Annotated in this window: 15 protein-coding genes; 3 read left to right on the plus strand and 12 right to left on the minus strand. The window is 46.2% G+C overall.

Annotation, left to right across the window (positions count from 1 at the left end; genetic code table 11):
• Positions 1-47: 47 nt before the first annotated feature.
• Positions 48-1523, plus strand: coding sequence for a carboxylesterase/lipase family protein (locus AK95_RS21570; RefSeq protein ID WP_071221959.1), 1476 nt, complete (start codon positions 48-50; stop codon positions 1521-1523).
• The gene (locus AK95_RS21575; RefSeq protein WP_071221960.1) at positions 1523-2293 is read left to right on the plus strand and encodes a sulfite exporter TauE/SafE family protein; all 771 of its coding nucleotides are present in this window, start codon (positions 1523-1525) and stop codon (positions 2291-2293) included. Before AK95_RS21570 ends, AK95_RS21575 begins: the two co-directional genes overlap by 1 nt.
• A 112-nt stretch (positions 2294-2405) precedes the next feature.
• Here the strand turns inward: AK95_RS21575 and cydC are convergent, their stop codons facing one another.
• From cydC to AK95_RS21640, 12 genes are all read right to left on the minus strand, one after another.
• Positions 2406-4130 (minus strand): thiol reductant ABC exporter subunit CydC, encoded by a 1725-nt coding sequence (gene cydC, locus AK95_RS21580; protein ID WP_071221961.1) that lies wholly within the window; start codon positions 4128-4130, stop codon positions 2406-2408.
• The gene (gene cydD, locus AK95_RS21585; protein WP_071221962.1) at positions 4127-5947 is read right to left on the minus strand and encodes a thiol reductant ABC exporter subunit CydD; all 1821 of its coding nucleotides are present in this window, start codon (positions 5945-5947) and stop codon (positions 4127-4129) included. Before cydD ends, cydC begins: the two co-directional genes overlap by 4 nt.
• 65 nt (positions 5948-6012) lie before the next feature.
• A complete protein-coding gene (locus tag AK95_RS21590) occupies positions 6013-7029 on the minus strand; it encodes a cytochrome d ubiquinol oxidase subunit II (protein WP_071221963.1) in 1017 nt (338 codons plus the stop codon).
• Entirely contained in the window at positions 7026-8384 is a 1359-nt protein-coding gene (locus tag AK95_RS21595) for a cytochrome ubiquinol oxidase subunit I (protein ID WP_071221964.1), read from the minus strand. The genes AK95_RS21590 and AK95_RS21595 overlap by 4 nt, the downstream gene beginning before the upstream one ends.
• Before the next feature lie 381 nt (positions 8385-8765).
• Complete coding sequence (locus tag AK95_RS21600; protein ID WP_071221965.1) at positions 8766-9773, minus strand: LacI family DNA-binding transcriptional regulator; 1008 nt, start codon at positions 9771-9773, stop codon at positions 8766-8768.
• A 215-nt stretch (positions 9774-9988) separates the two neighbouring features.
• A complete protein-coding gene (locus AK95_RS21605; protein WP_071221966.1) occupies positions 9989-11203 on the minus strand; it encodes a TraB/GumN family protein in 1215 nt (404 codons plus the stop codon).
• Positions 11204-11324: 121 nt separating this feature from the next.
• Positions 11325-11507, minus strand: a complete 183-nt coding sequence (locus AK95_RS21610) for a hypothetical protein (RefSeq protein ID WP_071221967.1) — start codon at positions 11505-11507, stop codon at positions 11325-11327.
• A 325-nt stretch (positions 11508-11832) separates the two neighbouring features.
• Positions 11833-12438 (minus strand): SLATT domain-containing protein, encoded by a 606-nt coding sequence (locus AK95_RS21615; protein ID WP_036638612.1) that lies wholly within the window; start codon positions 12436-12438, stop codon positions 11833-11835.
• A 15-nt stretch (positions 12439-12453) separates the two neighbouring features.
• Complete coding sequence (locus AK95_RS21620; RefSeq protein WP_071221968.1) at positions 12454-13803, minus strand: reverse transcriptase domain-containing protein; 1350 nt, start codon at positions 13801-13803, stop codon at positions 12454-12456.
• A gap of 673 nt (positions 13804-14476) precedes the next feature.
• The gene (locus tag AK95_RS21630; RefSeq protein ID WP_071221970.1) at positions 14477-15694 is read right to left on the minus strand and encodes a serine/threonine protein kinase; all 1218 of its coding nucleotides are present in this window, start codon (positions 15692-15694) and stop codon (positions 14477-14479) included.
• Between the two features lie 1242 nt (positions 15695-16936).
• Complete coding sequence (locus AK95_RS21635; RefSeq protein WP_083397702.1) at positions 16937-17668, minus strand: flavin-containing monooxygenase; 732 nt, start codon at positions 17666-17668, stop codon at positions 16937-16939.
• A gap of 280 nt (positions 17669-17948) precedes the next feature.
• Complete coding sequence (locus AK95_RS21640) at positions 17949-18896, minus strand: cation diffusion facilitator family transporter (RefSeq protein WP_071221972.1); 948 nt, start codon at positions 18894-18896, stop codon at positions 17949-17951.
• A 304-nt stretch (positions 18897-19200) separates the two neighbouring features.
• Here AK95_RS21640 and AK95_RS21645 point away from each other — a divergent pair, with 304 nt between their 5' ends.
• Positions 19201-20643, plus strand: coding sequence for an IS5 family transposase (locus AK95_RS21645; RefSeq protein WP_162487633.1), 1443 nt, complete (start codon positions 19201-19203; stop codon positions 20641-20643).
• The last annotated feature ends 20 nt before the right edge of the window (positions 20644-20663 follow it).

A 20663-nucleotide genomic window follows, 5' to 3' on the forward strand; every position in this document is an offset into this window, starting at 1 on the left:
AAACAAGATATAATAATCTCATCTTGTAAGGATAGGAGACGATCGACTTGATCGTACAGACATTATCAGGAACAGTTGAAGGCGAAAATTTAAACGGTGCGTATGTATTCCGGGGCATCCCCTATGCGGCCCCGCCAGTCGGCAAGCGCAGATTCAAGCCTCCGGTCCCTCCGCAACCCTGGCCGGGCGTGAGGCCGTGCAGCCAATCCGGCCCAATCGCACCGCAGAAGCATAATCCGCAAGGCTTCATGCCGGAGCTTGTACAGTCCGAAGATTGCCTAAACTTGAATGTGTGGACACCAGGCGCAGGCGATAAGTTAAAGCCTGTCATGGTCTATATCCATGGCGGGGGATTCATATCGGGCAATGGAGCGGAGTGCGACGGATTTCGCTATGCAGCCGAGGATGAAATCGTCTACGTATCGATCAATTATAGGCTCGGCGCATTAGGTTTCTTGTATTTGGTAGACCTGCTGGGCAAAGAATATGCAACCTCCGGTAACAATGGCATGCTGGATATCGCGGCCGCCCTCCAATGGGTTCAGTTGAATATTACCGCTTTTGGCGGCGACCCGTCGCGCGTAACCGTCATCGGCAATTCTGCCGGGGCCAAATGCACGGCCGCACTTTACGTGATGGAAGCGGCACAGGGCTTATTTCACCGGGCTATAGCCCAAAGCGGCGCAACGCAGTCGATACGGGATTGCCAAACCGCCAATGTCACGACTCTCCGGCTGCTAGAAGAGCTGGGATTATCTCCAGCGCAGGCGCATCAGCTGCTTGAACTTCCTGCGGAGAAAATAATCGAAGCGCAGTCAACGATCGGTTCCGATACCTCGCGCAGCCTGCATATGTTCGGCCCGGTATCCGATGACCATGTTATCCCCGTAGATCCCCTGGCGAGCCTAACCGGCAGCATCGGTCTGCCGCCGCTGCTGATCGGCACGAATGAGGATGAAGCAGCCATCTTCATTCAAGATGATCCCGTGCTTCAATCACCGGCCTTCGAGACGCTTGAACGATTCTTCGGAGCGAATGCCGCTGTCGTGCGAGATGCCTATGGTCGTTATAACCAATCGATGTCATCGAGTGATGCTTGGAACAAAGCGTTAACCGAGCATCTATATACGATTGGAGCGATGCAGTTCGCAGAAGCCGTGGCATCGTCCGGAACATTGGTGTGGATGTATCGGCTTCAATGCGGCGGCACACTCGGCGCGATACACGGTTATGAAGGCAGTCTCATCCATGCGGCGTTAATCCGCAATCCCATGTCCGAAATACCCAGCAACGAGGATCCATATGCTGTAGCAGCTGAGAGTTATGCACTGGCAACCGCCATGCGGGAAGCATGGGTTGCCTTTATACAAAGCGGAGATCCGAATATCCATGCGCTGCCGGCTTGGCCCGTCTATGGAAGCGGGCACGCCACCATGGTTCTGGACAAGATTTGCTGCGTTCGCGATGACCTGCCGGTTCCGGCCGGGATCGGCGTTCCTCATCAGGTTTGGAGGATAGTCTGATGCAGTTGGTCGATATCGCCCTCGTTATGGTGCTGCTCGGACTCCTTCTCGGTTTTGTAGGTGCAGGCGGCTCAGGTTTCATTATATCCATCCTAACCGTCGTATTCGGTTATCCCATTCATACCGCGCTGGGTACGGCACTGGCGGCGATGTTCTTCTCGTCGCTTTCCGGTTCTGTCAGCCATTACCGGGAAGGGAACATGGCACTGAAGACGGGGGCCGTCGTCGGCTTGGCCGGTGCGGCAGGGGCATGGGTCAGCTCGGGCTGGTCCTCGCTTATTCCCGAGGATAAGCTGGGCTTCATGACATCCGGTATGCTGTTCGCCTCTGGACTAGCCTTATGGTTCAGGATGCTGTACGTTTCACGTCGGTCGGAGGCTTCCGGGGACTCTGTGCCACCCGGCGGCACCCATGACTTCCGATACTGGCTGCAGGCGCTGTTAATCGGACTCATAACCGGCTCCTTATCGGGGCTGTTCGGAATCGGCTCCACCCCTTTCATCCAGTTAGGGCTTATGCTGATCCTCGGCATGTCGATGCGTGTTGCCGCCGGCACGACCATGCTGGTCATTATGCCAATCGCTCTGGCAGGAGGAGCCGGGTACTTCTCGATCGGGTACCTGGATGTTCAACTGCTCGCCGCTGTTGTGATCGGTACGATGTCCGGCTCGTATGTGGGGGCAAAGTTTACGAAGCGGGTACCCGTTGTCTGGCTGAAAACCTGCATGGTCCTCACCCCAATGATGGGTGCCGCCATTCTATTGCTCTAGAGTTTGCCCAACCCGTCAGGGAGTGGAATGAGCAAATATGATCTCTATGTGAATTGCCGCGCAATCTCCCAGTCATGACCTGAACGCAGCGTTTCCAGCGAACACATTCGTTTTATCCGTCTTCGCCGATCATTTGCAGCTCAATTTGTTTCATTTCATAAAAATATCCCTGCTGCTCCATCAGCTCTGAATACGTTCCCGCTTCAATAACCCTGCCTTGTTCCATGACCAGAATCCGGTCCATCTCTTCCAAGCCGGTCAGCCGATGGCAAATGAGAACAAGCGTATCGTTAACCGCTTGCGCCAGCAGCTGCCGAAAAACACGCTGCTCCGTAACGTAATCCAGCGAAGACGTCGGTTCGTCCAGCAGCCATAACCGTCCTTCTCGGAGCATCGCCCGGGCCAAGGCTAAGCGCTGCTTCTCTCCCTCCGACAAGTTCTCCCCCTTTTCATACACCCTATCGTCCAGGGACTTGTTCGGCAGCTGCACTTTATCCAGTATATCCGACAACACTTGATCAGAATGAGGTTCCTCGTTCAGCAGCAGGTTGTCCCGAATGGTGCCCCGAAAGAAATGACTGTGCTGCAGCACAACCTTTGAGGCTTGCCAAATGCTCGTTTCATTCAGTTCCATAACCGACGTATCATTTAAACGAATCTGGCCGTCTGTCGACGTGCGCAGCTTGAGCAGCAATTCGATGAGGGTGGTTTTCCCTGATCCGCTCGGACCGACAATGGCGGTTTTAGATCCCGGCGGTAAGTAGAGGGAAATGTCTTTCAGCGCTGGGCGCCATTCATCTTCATATTGAAAGGAAACGCCGCTCAGCTTAATGGAAACGGCTTTCTCGATAGGCAGGACGCCACTTGGCTGCGGCGGCTGCTTATCTAGGGCATGAACCGTTTCCGCAAGCCGAGCTGCCGCATGTTCGCTATCCAGCTTATAAGCAGGCAATGTGGCCATTGGCGCAGCTTCTTCAAACACCGTAAGCGAAGCCATGACCAGCATGGCTAGAAATACGCCGGCAAGCGAACCATCCATAATTAAATAGGCGCCAAGAATCAGTACGCCCCACGAAATCAGATATGTTACAAAAACATGCAGCGATTGCCCGCGCAGCAGATGCCGGGCTGCCGCTTGCTGTTCCGCTGCCAATGCGGCGGAGGTACGCTGCAGCTGCCGCTCCCGCTTATTCATTTGCCCGTATACTTTCAAATCGCGGAACCCGTACAGCAGTTCGGTCACTTCTGTGGAAAGCGCCGCTCGTTCTTGACGCACGCGGCCATGTATCCTTCTCTGTCCAAGGAGAACAAGTCCGGGAACCACAAAAGCCGTTGCCAGCATCCCCAGCACAAACAAACAAGCAATCCAGAATGAAAAGACGGAAGTAAACAAAACCGTAGCCAGAAACACCATAACAACAATGACAGGCGGATAGGCGACGCGCAGAAAGTAATGCTGTAAACTCTCCACATCCCCAACGATCCGTGCGAGCAGCTCTCCGCTCCGCTTTTTACCCAATATCCCCGGCGTCAAAGGAACCAGCTTGGCAAAAAAGGATATCCGCAAACGGCTGAGCAGAGAGAATGTCGCCCGATGGGAATACAAGCGTTCCGCGTAGCGGCTTGCCGCCCGCAGCAGACCCAGTATTTTTACCAGGGACGTCAGCACAATCAAGGTATAAAGCGGCGGAGCAAATACAGTCTGGGAGATCACATACCCGCTTGCGGCAAAAAGGCATACACCTGCGATGCCGGCAACGAATCCTCCGAGGATGGCGATGGCAATATCCTTCCGTTCCTGAATCATCGCCTTGGTTAAAATAGCCAGCTCATTCATGCGAGTCCCCCTTTCCGCTGCGCATCCACCAGGTCAGCATATTGGGGCAGACGCGCTAGCAGCTCATCATGGCGCCCGCTGTCCAGCAGCGCTCCGTTGTCCATAAACAATATCCGATCGGCATGCCGTATCGTGTACAAGCGGTGCGCCACAGTAATCATGGTCGCCTTGCTTGCAAGCTCGGCAATGGACCGCTGCAGAACACGTTCGGTGTGCAGGTCCAATCCGACGGTGGGCTCATCAAACAATATAACAGAAGGCCGCTTCAAAAAAGCACGGGCCAGCGCCAGCCTTTGCTTCTCTCCGCCTGACAATCCCCGGCCTCCTTCGCCGACAAAGGTGTCATAGCCCTGCTCCAACGCGGCTGCAACCGCAGCAAGTCCGGCGGCCTCTGCCGCCTGCACGACTTCTTCCCTGGTGACGTCCCTGCCCGCGCCAATCGCAATATTGTCGGCAAACGTGCCGGCAAAAATATACGGATGCTGGGTAATGTAGCTGACATGTTCAAACCATGAAGCCTCATCGTATTTTGTGAGCGGACGTCCGTTCACCAGCACTTCTCCCGACGTTGGCGCAAGCAGCCCGGCAAAGAGCTGCAGCAAGGTGGTTTTGCCGGATCCGCTTTTACCGACGATGGCGATTTGCTCCCCTGGCCCAAACGACATGGAGCCGGCAGCAAGCTCGAACGAATCCGTCCCAAACCGAAACCGGACATCCCTCAGTTCGATGGTTGGCGGCATCCGAATCAAACCCAAATCGGCTGTCCCAGGCTTATCCGCCATATCTATCGGATCGGCCTGGTGTGTTCTGTCCTTTTTCCCGGCCTCCTCTTTCCCATCTGTCACTGCTCCTGCTTGCCTTGTTTCCGTGAGCATCTCCTCTACTTTTCGGATAGCCCCCATGCTGGTACGACCGCTGTGAAAGGCAGTTCCGGTGTTTTTTAACAGGCTGTAAAACTCGGGCACCAGCAGCAGGATCAAAAAGGCGGTGTGGAAGGAAAGCGACTTGAAAACCAGCAGCTGCAGCGCCAGCTCAAGCGCGACAACACCAATGCTAAGCATGACGATGGATTCCAGCATGAAGGTGTTGGTAAATGCAATCCGTAAAATGCCCATCGTTGCATCCCGGTAGCCAAGGCTGCTGCGTTCAATTTCCTGCTGCTGATGATCTGTCCGGCCATACAGCTTCAGCGAAACCAGCCCTTGAAGAGAGTCGAGAAACGTACCGGAAAATTCGGCCAGCTGTGCGAATTTTTCCTCTGATTTGTTCTTCGTTTTCAGACCCACAAGCACCATAAATATCGGGATAAAGGGAGCGGTAACCAGCATAATCAAGCCGGAATTCATATGCTCCGTAAAAACAATGACCAGAATCAGGACAGGAATGATGGCGGCTTCTATCATACGCGGCATATATTGGCTGAAATAACTGTCCGCCTCGTCCACGGCATCCAGTGCTACACTGACTTTTCCGCCCGTTTGTCCACGAAGCGTTGAAGCTACGGAAGCGTTAGCCAGCCTACGCAGCACCGCTGCTCGCATCTCCGTCTTGGCACTGGCAGCCATGTGCAAGCCGATGATCCCGTTTCCATAAGACAGCAGCGTCCTTGCAGCCATCACGGCCAGCAATGCGCCAAGTATGGCAGCTACCGACGAAAAGGAAGCCCGCTGCACAAAAATCCGCTGAACCGCTTCGGCGAGCAGTGCGGCCTGGCCTGTCATGGCAGCACCGAGCGCAAGCGACATGAACCCCAAGAGTATCAACCGTTTCCTTTGTGCGGACATTTGCTGGGACAACAGACTGGTTTTCCCCTTCAAATAAACTCCCCTCCTTTATACTAAACCGATGCAAGTACCCTTACATGAAGATACCCAAGCCCCGATTATTTTTTGCCTTTTACATAATCCGCATCAAACAGAAATAGCCTGAAGACCAGTATAAGGGACGGTATCAGCAGGCATAGGCCGCCGATAAAGGCTGCCACAAGCGCAGCGCCCATCGACTCATGCGTGGCCCCGCTCTGAATGGTAATGTACGGATCCAGAATATAAGGATACTGCCCGATGCCGTATGCAAAAAATGCACAGAAAAATTGCAGCATGACACAAATAAAAGCCAGTCCGTAGCGGCGTCCTTTGTACAGCAGCCATATGGCTGACATGAAAAAACCAACGGAAAGCGCCAACAGCCACCATAAATCCATCATGTTTTGAAAATGCCGCTCATTATGCTGACTGAGGAAAATAAATGCCGTGAGCGCGGCAATAATGGTGGGCGTACTCCAAAACAAGGCATATGTGCGCAACAGCTTTAGCGCTGGCTGATCGTCCGCCCGGGAGGCGTAGAAGGCCAGGAACGATCCGCTTATAAACAGCACCGATACGATGGCCAATGCAACGATGCTCCACGACAACGGACTGGTTATGAGCGTCCCATATTCCAAAGAAACAGACCCCCCTCTATCCACAATAAAACCGCCTTCGGAAAGCGTTAATGCGACCGACAAGGAAGCCGGAATCAGCAAACCTGTGGCCCCGTATAAAAACAGATACACAATGTTTTCTTTGGAGCCGTAATTTTCAAACGCATAAAAGGAGCCGCGGATTGCCAGCAGAATAATGGCGATGCTTCCCGGTATAAGCAGCGCAGAGCCATAATAATAGGCCGTGTCCGGGAAAAACCCGACGATGCCGATAAAGAAAAAGACAAAAAACACATTGGTAATTTCCCAGACCGGCGATAAATAACGGGATATCAATCGATTGATCAGGTGGTCCTGCTTCGTCAAACGGGCATAGAAGGCAAAAAAACCAGCGCCGAAATCAATGGAGGCTATAATTAAATAGCCGTATAAAAACAGCCAAAGGACGGAGATGCCTATCAACTCGTAATCGATCATACTGGCTCACCCTTTCCCGTGGAGCGTTTCTCTTTCACAATCTCGTCCAGCTCGGCTTCCGCCGGTTTATTACGGAACAACCGTCTCAGTACAAAGACACACATGGTCCCCAGCACAATATACAGCAGCAGGAAGAGGAAAAAGAGAATCCTCACATTCGGTGAAGTCGTAGCTGCCTCCTCTACGCGCATATATCCGCGGATTATCCACGGCTGCCGCCCGAGCTCCGCATAGAACCAGCCCATTTCAACGCCCAAAAATGCAAGGGGCGCACTAAAAACAATGGCCCGAAGCAGCCACTTGTTGAGCTCATTGCGTCTCTTCCAGAACAAAAACAGGAAATACAGGACCGCAACGGCCAACAGAACAAAACCGATCCCGGCCATGAAATCAAACAAATAGTGGACAAGCAGCGGCGGCCTTTCATCCAGCGGAAACTCCTCCAGCCCTTTTACCTCGGCATCAAAGTCTCCAAAGGCCAGGAAGCTGAGCGCTTTCGGAATGTGAATGGCTCCCATGACCTTCTGCTCCGCATTAAGCCAGCCCAGTAATATCAGAACTGCACCGCTTTCCGTTTCAAAATGCCATTCTGCGGCGGCCAGCTTCTCCGGTTGATGCTCTGCCAGAAACTTGGCCGACATATCCCCGGCTAAGGTTGTCAGCAGGCTGAACACCAGAACAACCCCCATCATAAGTTTCAATGTTTTTTTGTAATATGCCGAGGCCCCTTTTCTGAGAATAACGTAGGCTGCGATACCCGCCAGCAGGGCAGCGCCCGTTAAATAGGCCGAGGTTAGTACATGGAATACTTTTGAAGGCGTCGCCGTATTCATCATCGCTTGCAGCGGGTTAACCGCCGTAAAGTGGCCTGCCTCCATGACAAAGCCTCCAGGCTGATTCATGAATCCGTTCACCGTCGTAATAAAAATTGCGGACATGCCTGCCCCGGCAACAATCGGAATCGTCAGCAGCCAATGAGTATACGGATTGCGGAACCGATCCCAGGTGTACATATAAATCCCCAGGAATATGGCTTCAAAAAAGAATGCAAAAACCTCCATAAATAACGGGAGCGCGATGACATTCCCCGCCACTTGCATAAAGTTCGGCCATACAAGCGCAAGCAGCAGGGAAATCGCTGTTCCAGTCACTACGCCAACCGCCACCGAAATAACGAATCCTCGTGTCCACCTTTTGGCCATGAGCATGTAATGAGGATCTTTCTTACGTATACCAACGAATTCGGCAATGGCAATCATTAACGGAACACCGACGCCGACCGTGGCAAAAATGACGTGAAACGCCAAGGTTAGCCCCGTCAGCCATTTGCTCCACAGCACCGTATCTATAACCACGAGATCCTGCCTCCTTTCAAACCCTGTTCATTCGTTTATCGGGATTAATCCTAATAAGTACATACCCGATATTTAAACGTTATTATAACGAAGGAATATCTCAAATGAATCACGAAAGCCTCTCGTTCAATAAACAATCGAATCTTTCCGACAACTCGGTGAAAATCAAGAAAATCACTCTATCGAGTCATTGTTCTATTAACCGATGTATGGTATTTGAAGCTGCTGGGGCGAAAGCGGGCCTACGGCTTGCGAATGCATTATGGTTTGTCGTCAACCATTCATGCTCATCTGTTTATACAGTCCATAGAAAAAGAAAAGTCCCCGTTAATTCGGGGACCAGGCACTCTAAGTTATTCCTATATAAAAATGTATTTCTGTTTATTCAGACGTACCTTGCACAGGTCTAACCGTAGATTCTCTCACGATGAGCTCAGGGTCAATTCGAACATTGCCCCCGCGTTTCATCGTTCCATCCATGCGCTTCAGCAGCATATCCGCTGCCGCAAGCCCAATCCGGTCAGCAGGCTGCCGGACCGTTGTCAAATGGGGGCGCAGCTTGGATGAGATATACTGATCATCATAGCCGACAATGGCTACCTGTTCCGGAACCCGGATGCCTTCTTCCAAAAGAGCGTTCAGGACCCCGAGCGCGATATTGTCATCGCCTGCGAATACGGCGGCAGGAAGCCGTCCCTCCCGCAGCCATTTGCGGCAGACATCATAGCCAAAGTCGATTTCGAAATCGCCCGTAATCATTTCGAACGGCGCCAGGCGCTTTTCCTCAAGCGCCTGCAGAAAGCCGCTGCGACGCTCCCTCGTGCTGCGGAACATATCCTGGCCGCTGATATGCGCAATGGAGGTATGGCCGAGATCGAGCAGGTGCTTCGTTGCGGTATAGCCGCCTTTGTAGTTGTCTATGGTGACAGAATAAGCGTCATTATCCGGCTTCTGGTTGTCTATCAGGACATAAGGGATATTTCGGCGTTTCATTTCCACGATATAGTTGTCTTCTTCTAGCGGCGAGAGCAGAATCAGTCCGTCCACGCGGTCTTCCTGAATCAGATAATGGGCCTCGTCGGAGCCTATACCCATAGAGACCGAAATGGCCAGGAAATAACCGTGCAGTGCCAGCACCTCATTCAGCTCCTTGACCACAGCGTCGAAGAAAGAGTCCTGAAGGGTAGTTACGATCAACCCAACGATTCCTGTCTTACCGCGTGCTAAACTCCGGGCAGCTGCATTGGGACGGTAATCAAGCTCCTTGATGGCTTCCAGAACCTTTAGTCTGTTCTTCTCTCGAACGGATTCGGCACCGTTTAAGACACGTGAAACCGTCACGACGGACAGTCCTGATTTTTTGGCTACGTCAAATATACTAACCTTCATTGTTTATACTCCTTGCGGCATATTTTCCGTACGTTTACATTAACTTAACACTAGTATACATGTACGGAGCCTGGCCGCGAAGCTAATTTAACAAAAGCACCGCCCCTTTCGGGACGGTGCGATAGTTTGCATTAACGTTTGATAATTTCCATGACTTTTTTCTGAATCGTCGGCATCACACTTCTTGACAGCCCTATCCACAACCCTGCGGCTATCTATTTGCGAACGACAGTATAGCCTTTATCCTGCAGCAGCTTCACGATGCCATGCTCGCCCAGATAATGGGCTGACCCAACCACAATGAAATACTCTTCGTTTTTGCCATTTTTCAAATATCCGTCGATTTTGTCCGCCATGCCGATGTTACGATCGATCAGCATCGCTTTGTTATATTCCTCGTCACCCGATATGCTGTTGGTGAACTCGAGCAGCTGCTCGTCATTCCCCGTTTTCCACATTTCGGCCATCTGGTTCACGCTCTCGTCCAGCACGTCGAAGTTATCGAGGGCGATCTTAAGGTTTTTCTCCTGTAGCTCCTTGGAGAAGCTATTAAACATGCCCAGCTGAGATCCATAAGTCTCCAGTTCCAGAATCGGCACTTTTCGTTCAATGGCCTTCTGGATGAAATACAGGTCGATTCCAGCTGATGCGTCGTACCCGGCTTTCACGGATTTCAGACTACTAATCGTGGTTTCGGCAACCCAAGGCTTGAATGCATCAAGTGCGTTCGGCTGCATGCCACTTTGCTTCAGAATTTCCCCAAGCTTGGCATAGGTCTCACTGGATACATGGTCCTTCAAGGTTGTCCCATCCTGATACATTCCCAGATCCATGATCAGCTTCTGCTGCTCCTCATCAGCCGCTTTGCTGATATCAATCTCGACGCCCAGATAATCAGCCTCGGCAAATGCTTCTTCAAACTCCGGACGCAGCGGGTAGAAGCTGTCATCCGCGATGTGCATGGAGCCTACCAGATAAACGGTATTCCCATTGCTCTCCACTTCCCACATGAAGCCGCGGCCACCTGTTTGAGCGACCTCCGTTTCTTTGGAAACCAACACAACGGTGCGTGTTTTCGCATCCCAGCTAACCTTATAACCCGCAGCGTCCCCAACAACCCGAATTGGCGCATACGTCACGCCATTGATTCGTTTCAGTTTGCTTTTCAGCGTAATGGTTTTGCCGTCCACAACCACATGGATCGTGTCATCTGCAGCATCCGTCAGTTTCACATCCATCGCCTGGAGCGTTGTTCTGAGCGGAACGAGCGTTGTGCCCTTATCAATAACCGGTGTGCCAAGCGAGTACTTAACCACTTCGTTATCCACTTTTACTGCTGGCTGCTGTGGAGCAGCCATGGCAGGCACTGCCGAAGCAAGCAAACCTACCGAAATCGTGAGGGACAATATCACTTTTTTCCAATTTTTCATTTATGTAATCTCCTTTATGTTGGTGTAATCGGGTGCGATGAAGAATAGCCGTGCACCAAACTACTTATTTTATGGGGTTATGTTCGCCATACCGCTGTCGGTATGGCGCCCCCCATATCTTCTACTTCTTTGCTCCAGCAGCCCATAAGCCTGCTACAGCGATCACGGCAACTGCTCCCATTAATCCTTCTTGCATGGCATCCTTTAGCGCAGAACCTTCCGTGTTGAACATGAAGCCGAACAAAATCACGACTGCAGCAGCGCTTAAAAACATTAATAATTTCGAGCTAGTACTTTTGGTCATTTTAACAACCTCGCTATTAAGGATCAGTATCAGATTTAAAGACATCCATTAAAATTGAAAATCTGTGAGTAATGGTTACAAATGAGACTAGAAATCGATCAAATCTGTCGTTCTAATAGTTACAAACAAGACTTCTTATAATTTCAATTGAGACATTCCATAATTTGCATGTTTATAACTGAGACTTTCTCAACTCGCCCATAGTTTTTAAGATATTAGTGTTAAACTTGTTATTGCTATGCCGAATTGTATTCTTGTGTACGAGACTTCCTGGTTAGTATCTATACATACGGGGCTGAATATATCCAGTTTGATCCCTTTTCTTTTATTGAATTCTTGTCACTATAAATACGAGGACTAGCGGAAAAACAAACAGCAAGGTGATCACAACTCTTTTCAGCCATTTTTTCCATCTATAACTGTCAATCATATTTTCAAATCCAGGCAACTTTCTATCAATGGCCATTTTTTCTATATCAACCTGGTCATGATTATCTGACAAAGTTAATACATCAAAATATTTTTTCTCAAGTTTATGAAACTGATCAATAACTTCCTCTTTTTGAAGTTTATATGCTGTTCGAATTAAATGTTTGAACTCGCTTTCTAAAATATCTAGTTTAATATATGAATCCTTAAATTGAACGGCCCTCTCTCTATAACCTAAAGTTGAGATAAGTAGAGTAACTCCAAATAGCCCAACTGAAGTTATAAGTGTCATAAGTGTGACATACCTAACTGTTTCGCTTTCTGGGTCTAAGAACAATGCCCAAATTGAGAACGTTAACACTGTAAAAGTGTAATAATTGATTAATAAATTTGATATCAAGTGATTAAACTTTAATCTAGCCTCAGCCTCCATTCTGGTTTTCTTTGTTTTCCAGATTCGTTCATCAGCAAAACGCTTTATCTGATCTAAAATATCATCCATTGTTTCCATCCCAATCTACGAAATATTTTGCACATCTTTCTCAAGTTCTTTTACCGAGATGTACACTTTTCTTTTGAATAGTTTGTCTACATCATTATTAGGCATTTTATCAAGTTCTGATCTGTTAATGTTGTATATTGTTTGAAGAATTCTTTTTTTCTCATCTAGGGGAAATCCCTTTGAATTTGGTATGTAAGCTGATTTTCCTCTTTTCATAATAATTTCAAAGTACGCTTTGACGAATCTTTTTATCTGTTTCTGTAAAGCTGGCTTAACTTTGTACACACCACACATTTTATTTACAAACCAATCTAAATGATACAATATCGCGACGTTGTCAATCTGCGAGTAAAAAAACAACCATCCGTACTTATTATCCTCAAGTACAAAACCAGTAATCCGATTGTTTATATCCCACAAAAACTGTTCACTACTTTTATTTTTTTTATACTCCGAAAAAATTTCAATTATTGATGTTTCTAACTTCAAGAGATTGTTTGGTCTAACGCTAAAACCATACTTGTATTCATTTAACTTTTTATAGGCATATCCAAGATAATCAAAACCTTTTGTAAGTAGGCCCTCGTCCTTCTTACTATTTATAGCGAGTTTTAGTTTGATACATAGCTCATTTTCAATAGACTTAAAGGTTCTTTTCTTATTGCTAGTTTTACAAAGGATCAAAATATCATCTACGTAGCGAAAATACTTAACACCTTTAAAACTGCCGATTCTCTTGTCGACTTCTAATAAATAAATGTTAGCTAAGATATTCGAAATTGAAACACCTTGCGGAACCCCAACTGAAGGCACTTCCGGTTCAACATTTCTCTTTCCTTCCGTAACTGTAGGGTTTATCAAAGCTTTTTCAACCAGAGATAAGACACTTTTATCCTTAATCTTCCTTTGGATTTTCTTAAGGATTATTGGATGGTTAATATTACCGTAAAAATTCTTAATATCTATTTTAATGAAGTAATTGTATTCTCCGGAATTTACTGCATTTTTTATTTCATCGATAATTGTTTGAGTCAATTTCCCCTCAATTTCATCCTTGAAAACTTCAGTAAGTATTTCATTTAGCACGCTAAGTGTAATTTTGTCCCGAATTGTTGGAATAGAAATTACCCTCGGTAGCTTACCCTTCCCCTTAGAAAGAAGCTTTTCCTTAAAATAAGTAAATTTATATGTGCCGTTATGTATTTTATAATTAATTACATTCAAATGTTCATCTAAATTTTTTTCAAATGCATTTCGATTCATCCTATCCAGTCCAGGATTTGCTTTATGTGAAATTTTCAAATTATAAACATCTCTCAAATGCTTAAGTTGAAGTTTTTCAGATAAGAGATCCGAATTACTCATAAAACGTCACCTGCTTAATGTATTAGTAACAGGGTCTCTAGAGGATAAAGGATGACACCTGTAAACAGGTCAGGATGAGGCAAAGACAAAAGCTTTTTGACGCCTTTTAACTAGGTTTACCCCGAAGAGTCCACTCAAATTAATGAGCACAAAGCTAGAGACCCTGTTACCATGACTATTTTCCCACAATAACTATAATCTGTCACTATAGAGCTAACCTGCATACAATATAAAAAGTGAAAAACGCCCTTCACAATTTTGACGTTTAGCATCGAATTCACTTTTACGACCTTTCCTCGTAATCCTTCAATTCTCCCCCATATTGAGGGAAAAGTAAGATTGTGTACGATAATATAAATAGTACCCCACATAATCGACCTCCTCATAGCGGCCAAGGTTACGGTCTACCGGACCGACCTGTAAGGCTCGATCACACGATCAGCGACGGTAAAAAGATTACGTTGAGACACTGAAGAAAATAGTCGTTACATCAGTATTTAACGATTTTCTTCTTAAACCGTTTTTTGAGAGGCCGCAATGAGGAACTACCCTTTCACGAAGAAAAAACGACGAACGCCATTCGACGGGCGCCGGTGAAATTATAAGTTTTTTAGACAGATTCGAGGGCGACATGGCCGTAATTAAGGTCCCTGGCGGTTTCACCTTCAACCTTTTAGAGTTTTCGTGAACTTAATTCCCGTATATGAGGTATTAACCGTTGAAAGGCTTGAGCCATCTCGTTTACGGAATTAAATCGACGATTAAGATCAGGGCTTGTTGCGGTTTCAAAAAATTCGAATACGGTATCGTCCTTTATAGCCGAGAGCTCTTTTTTTCCAGTAAGTATATAGCAGATGATGAAAGCAAGTGCAAAGACTTCGTGACGAACTTCATAGTTTTCAAACCCGATAATTCTCAAATTTGAATCGTTCAGTGAACCTTTAAACTCGGTTCCAGGACGTGTCAGTCGGATATGCGGGTGTTTCGCCAAGCCAAAATCAGCAACCTTCAGGAATACACTGCCATCAATATGCTGCTTGACAAGAATGTTGGTATATGAAATGTCCCGATGCCAAAGACCTTCATGATGGATATATGAAAATGCCCGGAAAAGTTGTGTAATGAGTCGAATTCTTTCATTTATGGAAAGTCGATCATTCCTTTTGAAGATGTATGTATCGAGTGTTAGAGAGACAAATTCCATTGTGTACGAATTGTTTTGATTATCGTACTCGTATGCTTTGATAATGAAAGGAGAGTCGAATTTCTTCAGGTCGTCAAATTCGTTTCGGAACCGTACGAGTTCTGCAGTAGTCAAGTTATTTAATGCTCGTTTCTGAGCGATCCACAGGTCATAGCTTTCATCTCTATATTTAAAGACTTGTGAGTAGGAACCTTCCCCAACGAAAATTAACGGATACGCTCTCGATGGATTGTTCGGTACCGAGACTGACTGTTTAAAATGGAAAATGTTCCGATGATCGATTAGTTCGATCTCTCCTAGATCATCCGGGATGGGGCTGCCATTGGTCGGTTTCAAAAAAGTTCTGCATTTCTTTAACAACTCATCATAGGATGGGTCTAACTCAAATTCAAATTCGGTAGTTTTCAAATTCATTTTTAGAGATCCAATCATTTGAATTATGGCTAAAAGCTTCCGGCTTTCATCTGCATTATAGTGGCGGTTCCCTAGAAGTTTCGTAAACAGATAGCGAAGCAGCCCATTCAATTCATAATGCAATGCGGAGAACAACCATTGCTGATTCCGGTGAGAAAATGCGGAATAGTATTCTTCATAAATCCGGATATTATCAGATCCAAATAAATCTTGAAAATCACAAAGCTTACGCTTCATTAGAGCAACACTATCATTGTGAGCAATAAGATCCATAAGATTTCATCTCCAAAAGGGATTGTCCACTGCACTAACCTCTATAATAATGTCTAAAGATTTCGAATTGCAGGCACATAAATATTTTAATTTAAGAGAGGTCACTTGTTGGCACCCTTGTATCATGTTGTTCTCCATCCTCTGACATTGACATATAGTATATTTTATTTTCGATCATACCATCTGCGGTATCTTTGCTCCCATGTAGCCTGCAATCGGATCCTTAAATAGGGAGGCTCGCCTGGTTGATCAACAACAAAGTGTTCATAGTATGTAGGTATGGCATAATTAATTTCTCCATTACTGTTCTCTTCTTCAATAAAAGAAAAATTCGCCTCAATATAATTGAAGCGCAGCGCTCTTTCCGCTGCTATGCTCCGATAAAGTAGTAATATCCTCAAAAGTTATTACTGTCTCTGTTCGCCCATAACAACGGAAATTGCTTATTATTAATTAACCCTCTTAAGTCTCATTTTCATATTCTCTGGCCCATAATTTTTGTTTGTTAATACTCTGATACCTGATTCCACATGATATTCCTAATTATAACAAAAACCTCTGACATTAGTTTGCCAGAGATCTTCTAATACGTATTATTTTTGATAACCGAGTATCTCCTCTACAAAGAATATTGAAGTGCTCTATCCCCAACCTTCTGTCAGGCTCAATGTATATGCTAATCTAGCACCCGATACATCGGTCGCCTCACTTGAGTCCCATTCCCTAATTTTTCGTTCCATTTTCTCGTGGAGACTCCTACTTCTTTTGCTACGTTTTTCAAACTTATATCCATTTCTGTTGCAATATATTTCTTACATACTTCCTTTATCTGAGTTAATTTCTTTTCTCTTGGTATTCGTTTGCTGACTTTCTTCTGAAAAAGTAGCCTTCTCTAAAATAATGTCATGATGATTACCAATATTCCAGAAAGTGATCCTCATTTTCCCAGCAGCTCCATGATCGTATCTCAGACATTCGACTCGAAGGATAAAAATGAAATCATTTCATTTATTGAAGTAAAACTAAATAATAAATAGTTTTTTATACAAGTTAATTAGGAATTATAACAATACAATAAACAGTGAGTAGCCATTGATTACTCACTGTTTTTTATTCCTACCAGTTAAAATTAGAATGTCTGCAATTACAAATATATATAACATTAGCGTGGCGTCGAAGGAACCTAAACAAGTCACATTGACGAAAGCAAAAATAACTTTTCCGCATAAGAAACCATCCGTCTCACTTAGCACTTTTCTGAATATGTTTCACGATATACTTTGCATCAGGACCAACACCACGTAGGGTCGCCGAAGCAAAGGTTCGCTGCCCGGACAGCCCCACAAAATATAGACCAGGTACAACCGCACTTATGCCTCGGTCTTGTAATGGATCTCCCTTAGCATCAAGTCCTCTTAGATCCTTAATAAAGGAAAGATTGGAACGAAACCCAGTTGCAAAGATTACGCTATCCACCTTCTCTTTTGAACCATCTGGCCAAATCACCCCATCTTCATAAAACGAAGTAAACATGATCTTTTGCTTTGGGTTGCCATCCTTCAATCTTTGTTTGTACCCATCCAGGTCCATAACGGAAGATGCGTTGGCTAGCGCCCTCCCTATTCGCCAGCGGGAATCGATACCGGTGATGATAAACCAAAAGTGAATATCTTTTCCTAAAAAACGCTGCGAAACAAGCGAGACCGGCTCACGAACAGCTAACATGGTATTGGCTATATCTGCTAACTCCATCGCGATTTGTACGGCTGAGTTCCCCCTACCAACGACGATAACGGATTGATCTCGAAAGGCATCCGGTGTCGTATAAAAAGCGGAATGTACGATTGTACCTTTGAAATCTTCCTGACCCTGTATCGATGGGATATATGGCTTGTTAAAAGAACCGGTAGCGCAGATCACATTGCGTGCAGTATATGTTTCTCCCCTAGTCGTACGAACTTGAAAACACCTGATTCTTTAGAAACTTGCTCAACACGTTGATGGAAGGCAATTCATCTCGATTAAGGTATCGGTCACATGGAGACGGTATGGATAGTTCGGGTAGGGATGAATATTTAGCCGGCGACAACAGCTTTAAACTATTGTAGTACTTCGACCACGACCCTGCCGCCTTCTTATGATAAATTATGGGAGACAACAAAAAACAGAGAAAGTAAAGCAAAGCTTACTTCTTCACTGTTTTTTTGTTTGATTTATTCTCGAAAATAGAGAAACCATATTTGTTGTGTTATCCTCAATGCTCCTCAATATCACACTGTGTTTCCGGACCATCAACTTGAATCGTAGTATGTTTAATTTTAAATTGTTCCTCTAGAATGCGTTCAGCCTTTTTAAGGACCACGGCACTATTTTGTATATCATTCACGACGATATGACAGCTAAGTGAAGGAAAATCTGAAGAAATAGTCCAGACATGTAGATCATGTACCTCGATCACATGTTGAATGGAACTAAGCAGATCTCGAACTTCGTTGACATTAATATTGGATGGTGCCCCTTCCATGAGAATGTGGATTGAATCTCGAGTCACCCTGAAAGCACTCACGATGATAAGAATGGACACCAATACGCTGGCAATCGGATCCGCTAAGTTCCAGCCGAAAAACATAATCAGTAAAGCAGCAATAATGGCTCCAATGGAGCCAAGCAAGTCACCAATTACGTGAAGAAAAGCACTCCTTATGTTAAGATTTTCGGACCTGTCACCCTTCATCAGAATATAGGCCGCAGCTAAGTTAACAATCAAGCCAATGGAAGCGATAATGATCATTCCTGAACTCATTACTTCGGGTGGCTCAGAAAATCGTTTATAAGCTTCCCAGAATATGTATAAAGAAATTACGATTAAAGTAATTCCATTAATAAATGCAGCTAAAACCTCGAACCTTTTGTATCCGAAGGTTTTATATTTACTGGCTCTTCGCTCCCCAAATATCATGGCAAAATAACTTAATCCAAGTGCAGCAGCATCGCTCAGCATGTGACCTGCATCAGAAATTAAAGCAAGGCTGTTCGTCATGAAACCGCCAATGGCTTCAACAATCATATATGCTGTAATGAGAATAAAAGAAAGTCTTAAGGCTTGTTTATTCACGTTTTTACCATGACTATGTGAATGCCCCCCCTCTTGGGAGTGGCCATCATGATTCGATTGTTGAAGTGAAACGCTTTTTTGTCCCATTGATTTCAACTCCTTATGCTATAGTGTATCTACACGATTTATCGCTCGAAATAAAGGGTTCCCTAAACTAAACCAAATTACGCCATTTAGTTTTCAACCTTCACCTCTTACGTATTTTCATTAATATTCTTGTTTTAATACTTAGGGCTTGCTGAATGATAAAAAAACTGCGTAACGACAAGGGATTTCGACTGTTTATGTCGAATTAGTATGCAAGGATATTGAATATTTAGTGCAAAATTCCTTGCATGCGGAGTGAGCCAAATTGTATAAACCATACGATGTAGAAGTGAATCAAATATTGATGCCAGGCGACTTCTTTCTTCCCTTTGGCGGGAAATTAAATCCCGACAATCGCTGGTGCAAGTTAGCCCAATTGATCCCCTGGGCGAAGGTCGATCATAAATATGCCAAGTCGTTCAAGAAGTCGATTCGCGGCCAACACGCAGTCTCCATTCGTATGGCGCTTGGAGCTCTGATCATACAGGAGCGTCTACAACTTTCCGATCGCGAAACGCTGGATCAATTGACAGAGAATCCATATCTGCAATACTTCATTGGTCTTGCTGGATTCCAAGATCGTCGGCCGCCGTTTCATCACTCCTTGATGACTCACTTTCGGAAACGCCTAACCGCGGAAGTGCTTCAAGAGATTAATGAGTGGATCGCGGTCGAATCAACGAAGCATGATCACAATCATGATAACGACGACAGCGCAGCGGGCTCCGGTAAATCAGCAAAACGAACGCAGTCGGACAACTCCAAGGAAGATCCAAACCAAGGAACGCTGTTACTTGATGCAACCTGCGCGCCAGCGGATATTGCTTATCCTACAGATATTACATTGCTCAACGATGCCCGCGAGAAACTTGAGGAAATCGTGGATGCGCTACATGAACCGCATCGTGGCAAGCTTACGAAACCGCGTACGTATCGAAAGAATGCACGAAAGGCTTATCTTGAAGTCGCAAAGCAACGTCGCATTGGACGTCATAAACTTCGCAAAGCGATCGGGAAGCAACTCCGATTCGTTGCACGGGATCTTCGAATCATCGAACAACTGTCTGGCATCACGCCCCTCACGGTATTGAATAAGCGTCAGTACAAGAATTTGCTTGTCGTGCAAGAGCTATATCGTCAGCAAAAGGAAATGCACATGAACCGAACACATCAAGTTGGTGATCGAATCGTAAGCATTCACCAGCCGCATGTGCGCCCGATGGTACGGGGCAAATCCAAAGCCAAAGTAGAGTTTGGTGCGAAAGTGCACTTGAGCATGGTGAACGGATATGCGCTGATCGAACGAATGCAATGGGACAGCTTCCACGAAGGTGTGACCTTGATCGAATCGGTCGAAGCATACAAGACACGATTTGGCCATTACCCTAAAGCCGTGCTAGCGGATCAGTTGTACCGTAACCGAGAGAACCTAGCTTACTGCAAAGAACGTGGCATCCGGTTAAGTGGACCGAAACTAGGACGACCGTCGCTGGGCGATGATGCGAAAGAACAGAAACGAATCGCTTACCAGGATTCAACTGAGCGCAATGCAATTGAAGGCAAATTCGGTGAAGGAAAGCGCAAGTACGGACTCGAGAGAATCCGGGCTCGTCTTTCCAATACGAGTTTCACCGTGATTGCACTTCAATTCTTGGTGATGAACCTGGAGCGCAAGCTGCGCTTTCTTTTTCACTATTTTCGTTACATGTTACAAATGGCTTTTGAAAGGGCAATGGTGGCCGGTTAAGGACTGTTCAGCAAGCCCTA

The organism is Paenibacillus sp. LC231 (assembly GCF_001860525.1).
Classification (GTDB): Bacteria; Bacillota; Bacilli; order Paenibacillales; family Paenibacillaceae; genus Paenibacillus_AQ.

Excerpts from the sequence above, each read along its gene's own strand:
- AK95_RS21590 (WP_071221963.1), bottom strand. The coding sequence starts at position 7,029 with ATGATCGATTACGAGTTGATAGGCATCTCCGTCCTTTGGCTGTTTTTA.
- cydC (WP_071221961.1), bottom strand. The coding sequence starts at position 4,130 with ATGAATGAGCTGGCTATTTTAACCAAGGCGATGATTCAGGAACGGAAG.
- AK95_RS21645 (WP_162487633.1), top strand. The coding sequence starts at position 19,201 with ATGCCAGGCGACTTCTTTCTTCCCTTTGGCGGGAAATTAAATCCCGAC.
- AK95_RS21610 (WP_071221967.1), bottom strand. The coding sequence starts at position 11,507 with ATGACCAAAAGTACTAGCTCGAAATTATTAATGTTTTTAAGCGCTGCT.
- AK95_RS21630 (WP_071221970.1), bottom strand. The coding sequence starts at position 15,694 with ATGGATCTTATTGCTCACAATGATAGTGTTGCTCTAATGAAGCGTAAG.
- AK95_RS21605 (WP_071221966.1), bottom strand. The coding sequence starts at position 11,203 with ATGAAAAATTGGAAAAAAGTGATATTGTCCCTCACGATTTCGGTAGGT.
- AK95_RS21620 (WP_071221968.1), bottom strand. The coding sequence starts at position 13,803 with ATGAGTAATTCGGATCTCTTATCTGAAAAACTTCAACTTAAGCATTTG.
- AK95_RS21640 (WP_071221972.1), bottom strand. The coding sequence starts at position 18,896 with ATGGGACAAAAAAGCGTTTCACTTCAACAATCGAATCATGATGGCCAC.
- AK95_RS21600 (WP_071221965.1), bottom strand. The coding sequence starts at position 9,773 with ATGAAGGTTAGTATATTTGACGTAGCCAAAAAATCAGGACTGTCCGTC.
- AK95_RS21615 (WP_036638612.1), bottom strand. The coding sequence starts at position 12,438 with ATGGATGATATTTTAGATCAGATAAAGCGTTTTGCTGATGAACGAATC.
- AK95_RS21575 (WP_071221960.1), top strand. The coding sequence starts at position 1,523 with ATGCAGTTGGTCGATATCGCCCTCGTTATGGTGCTGCTCGGACTCCTT.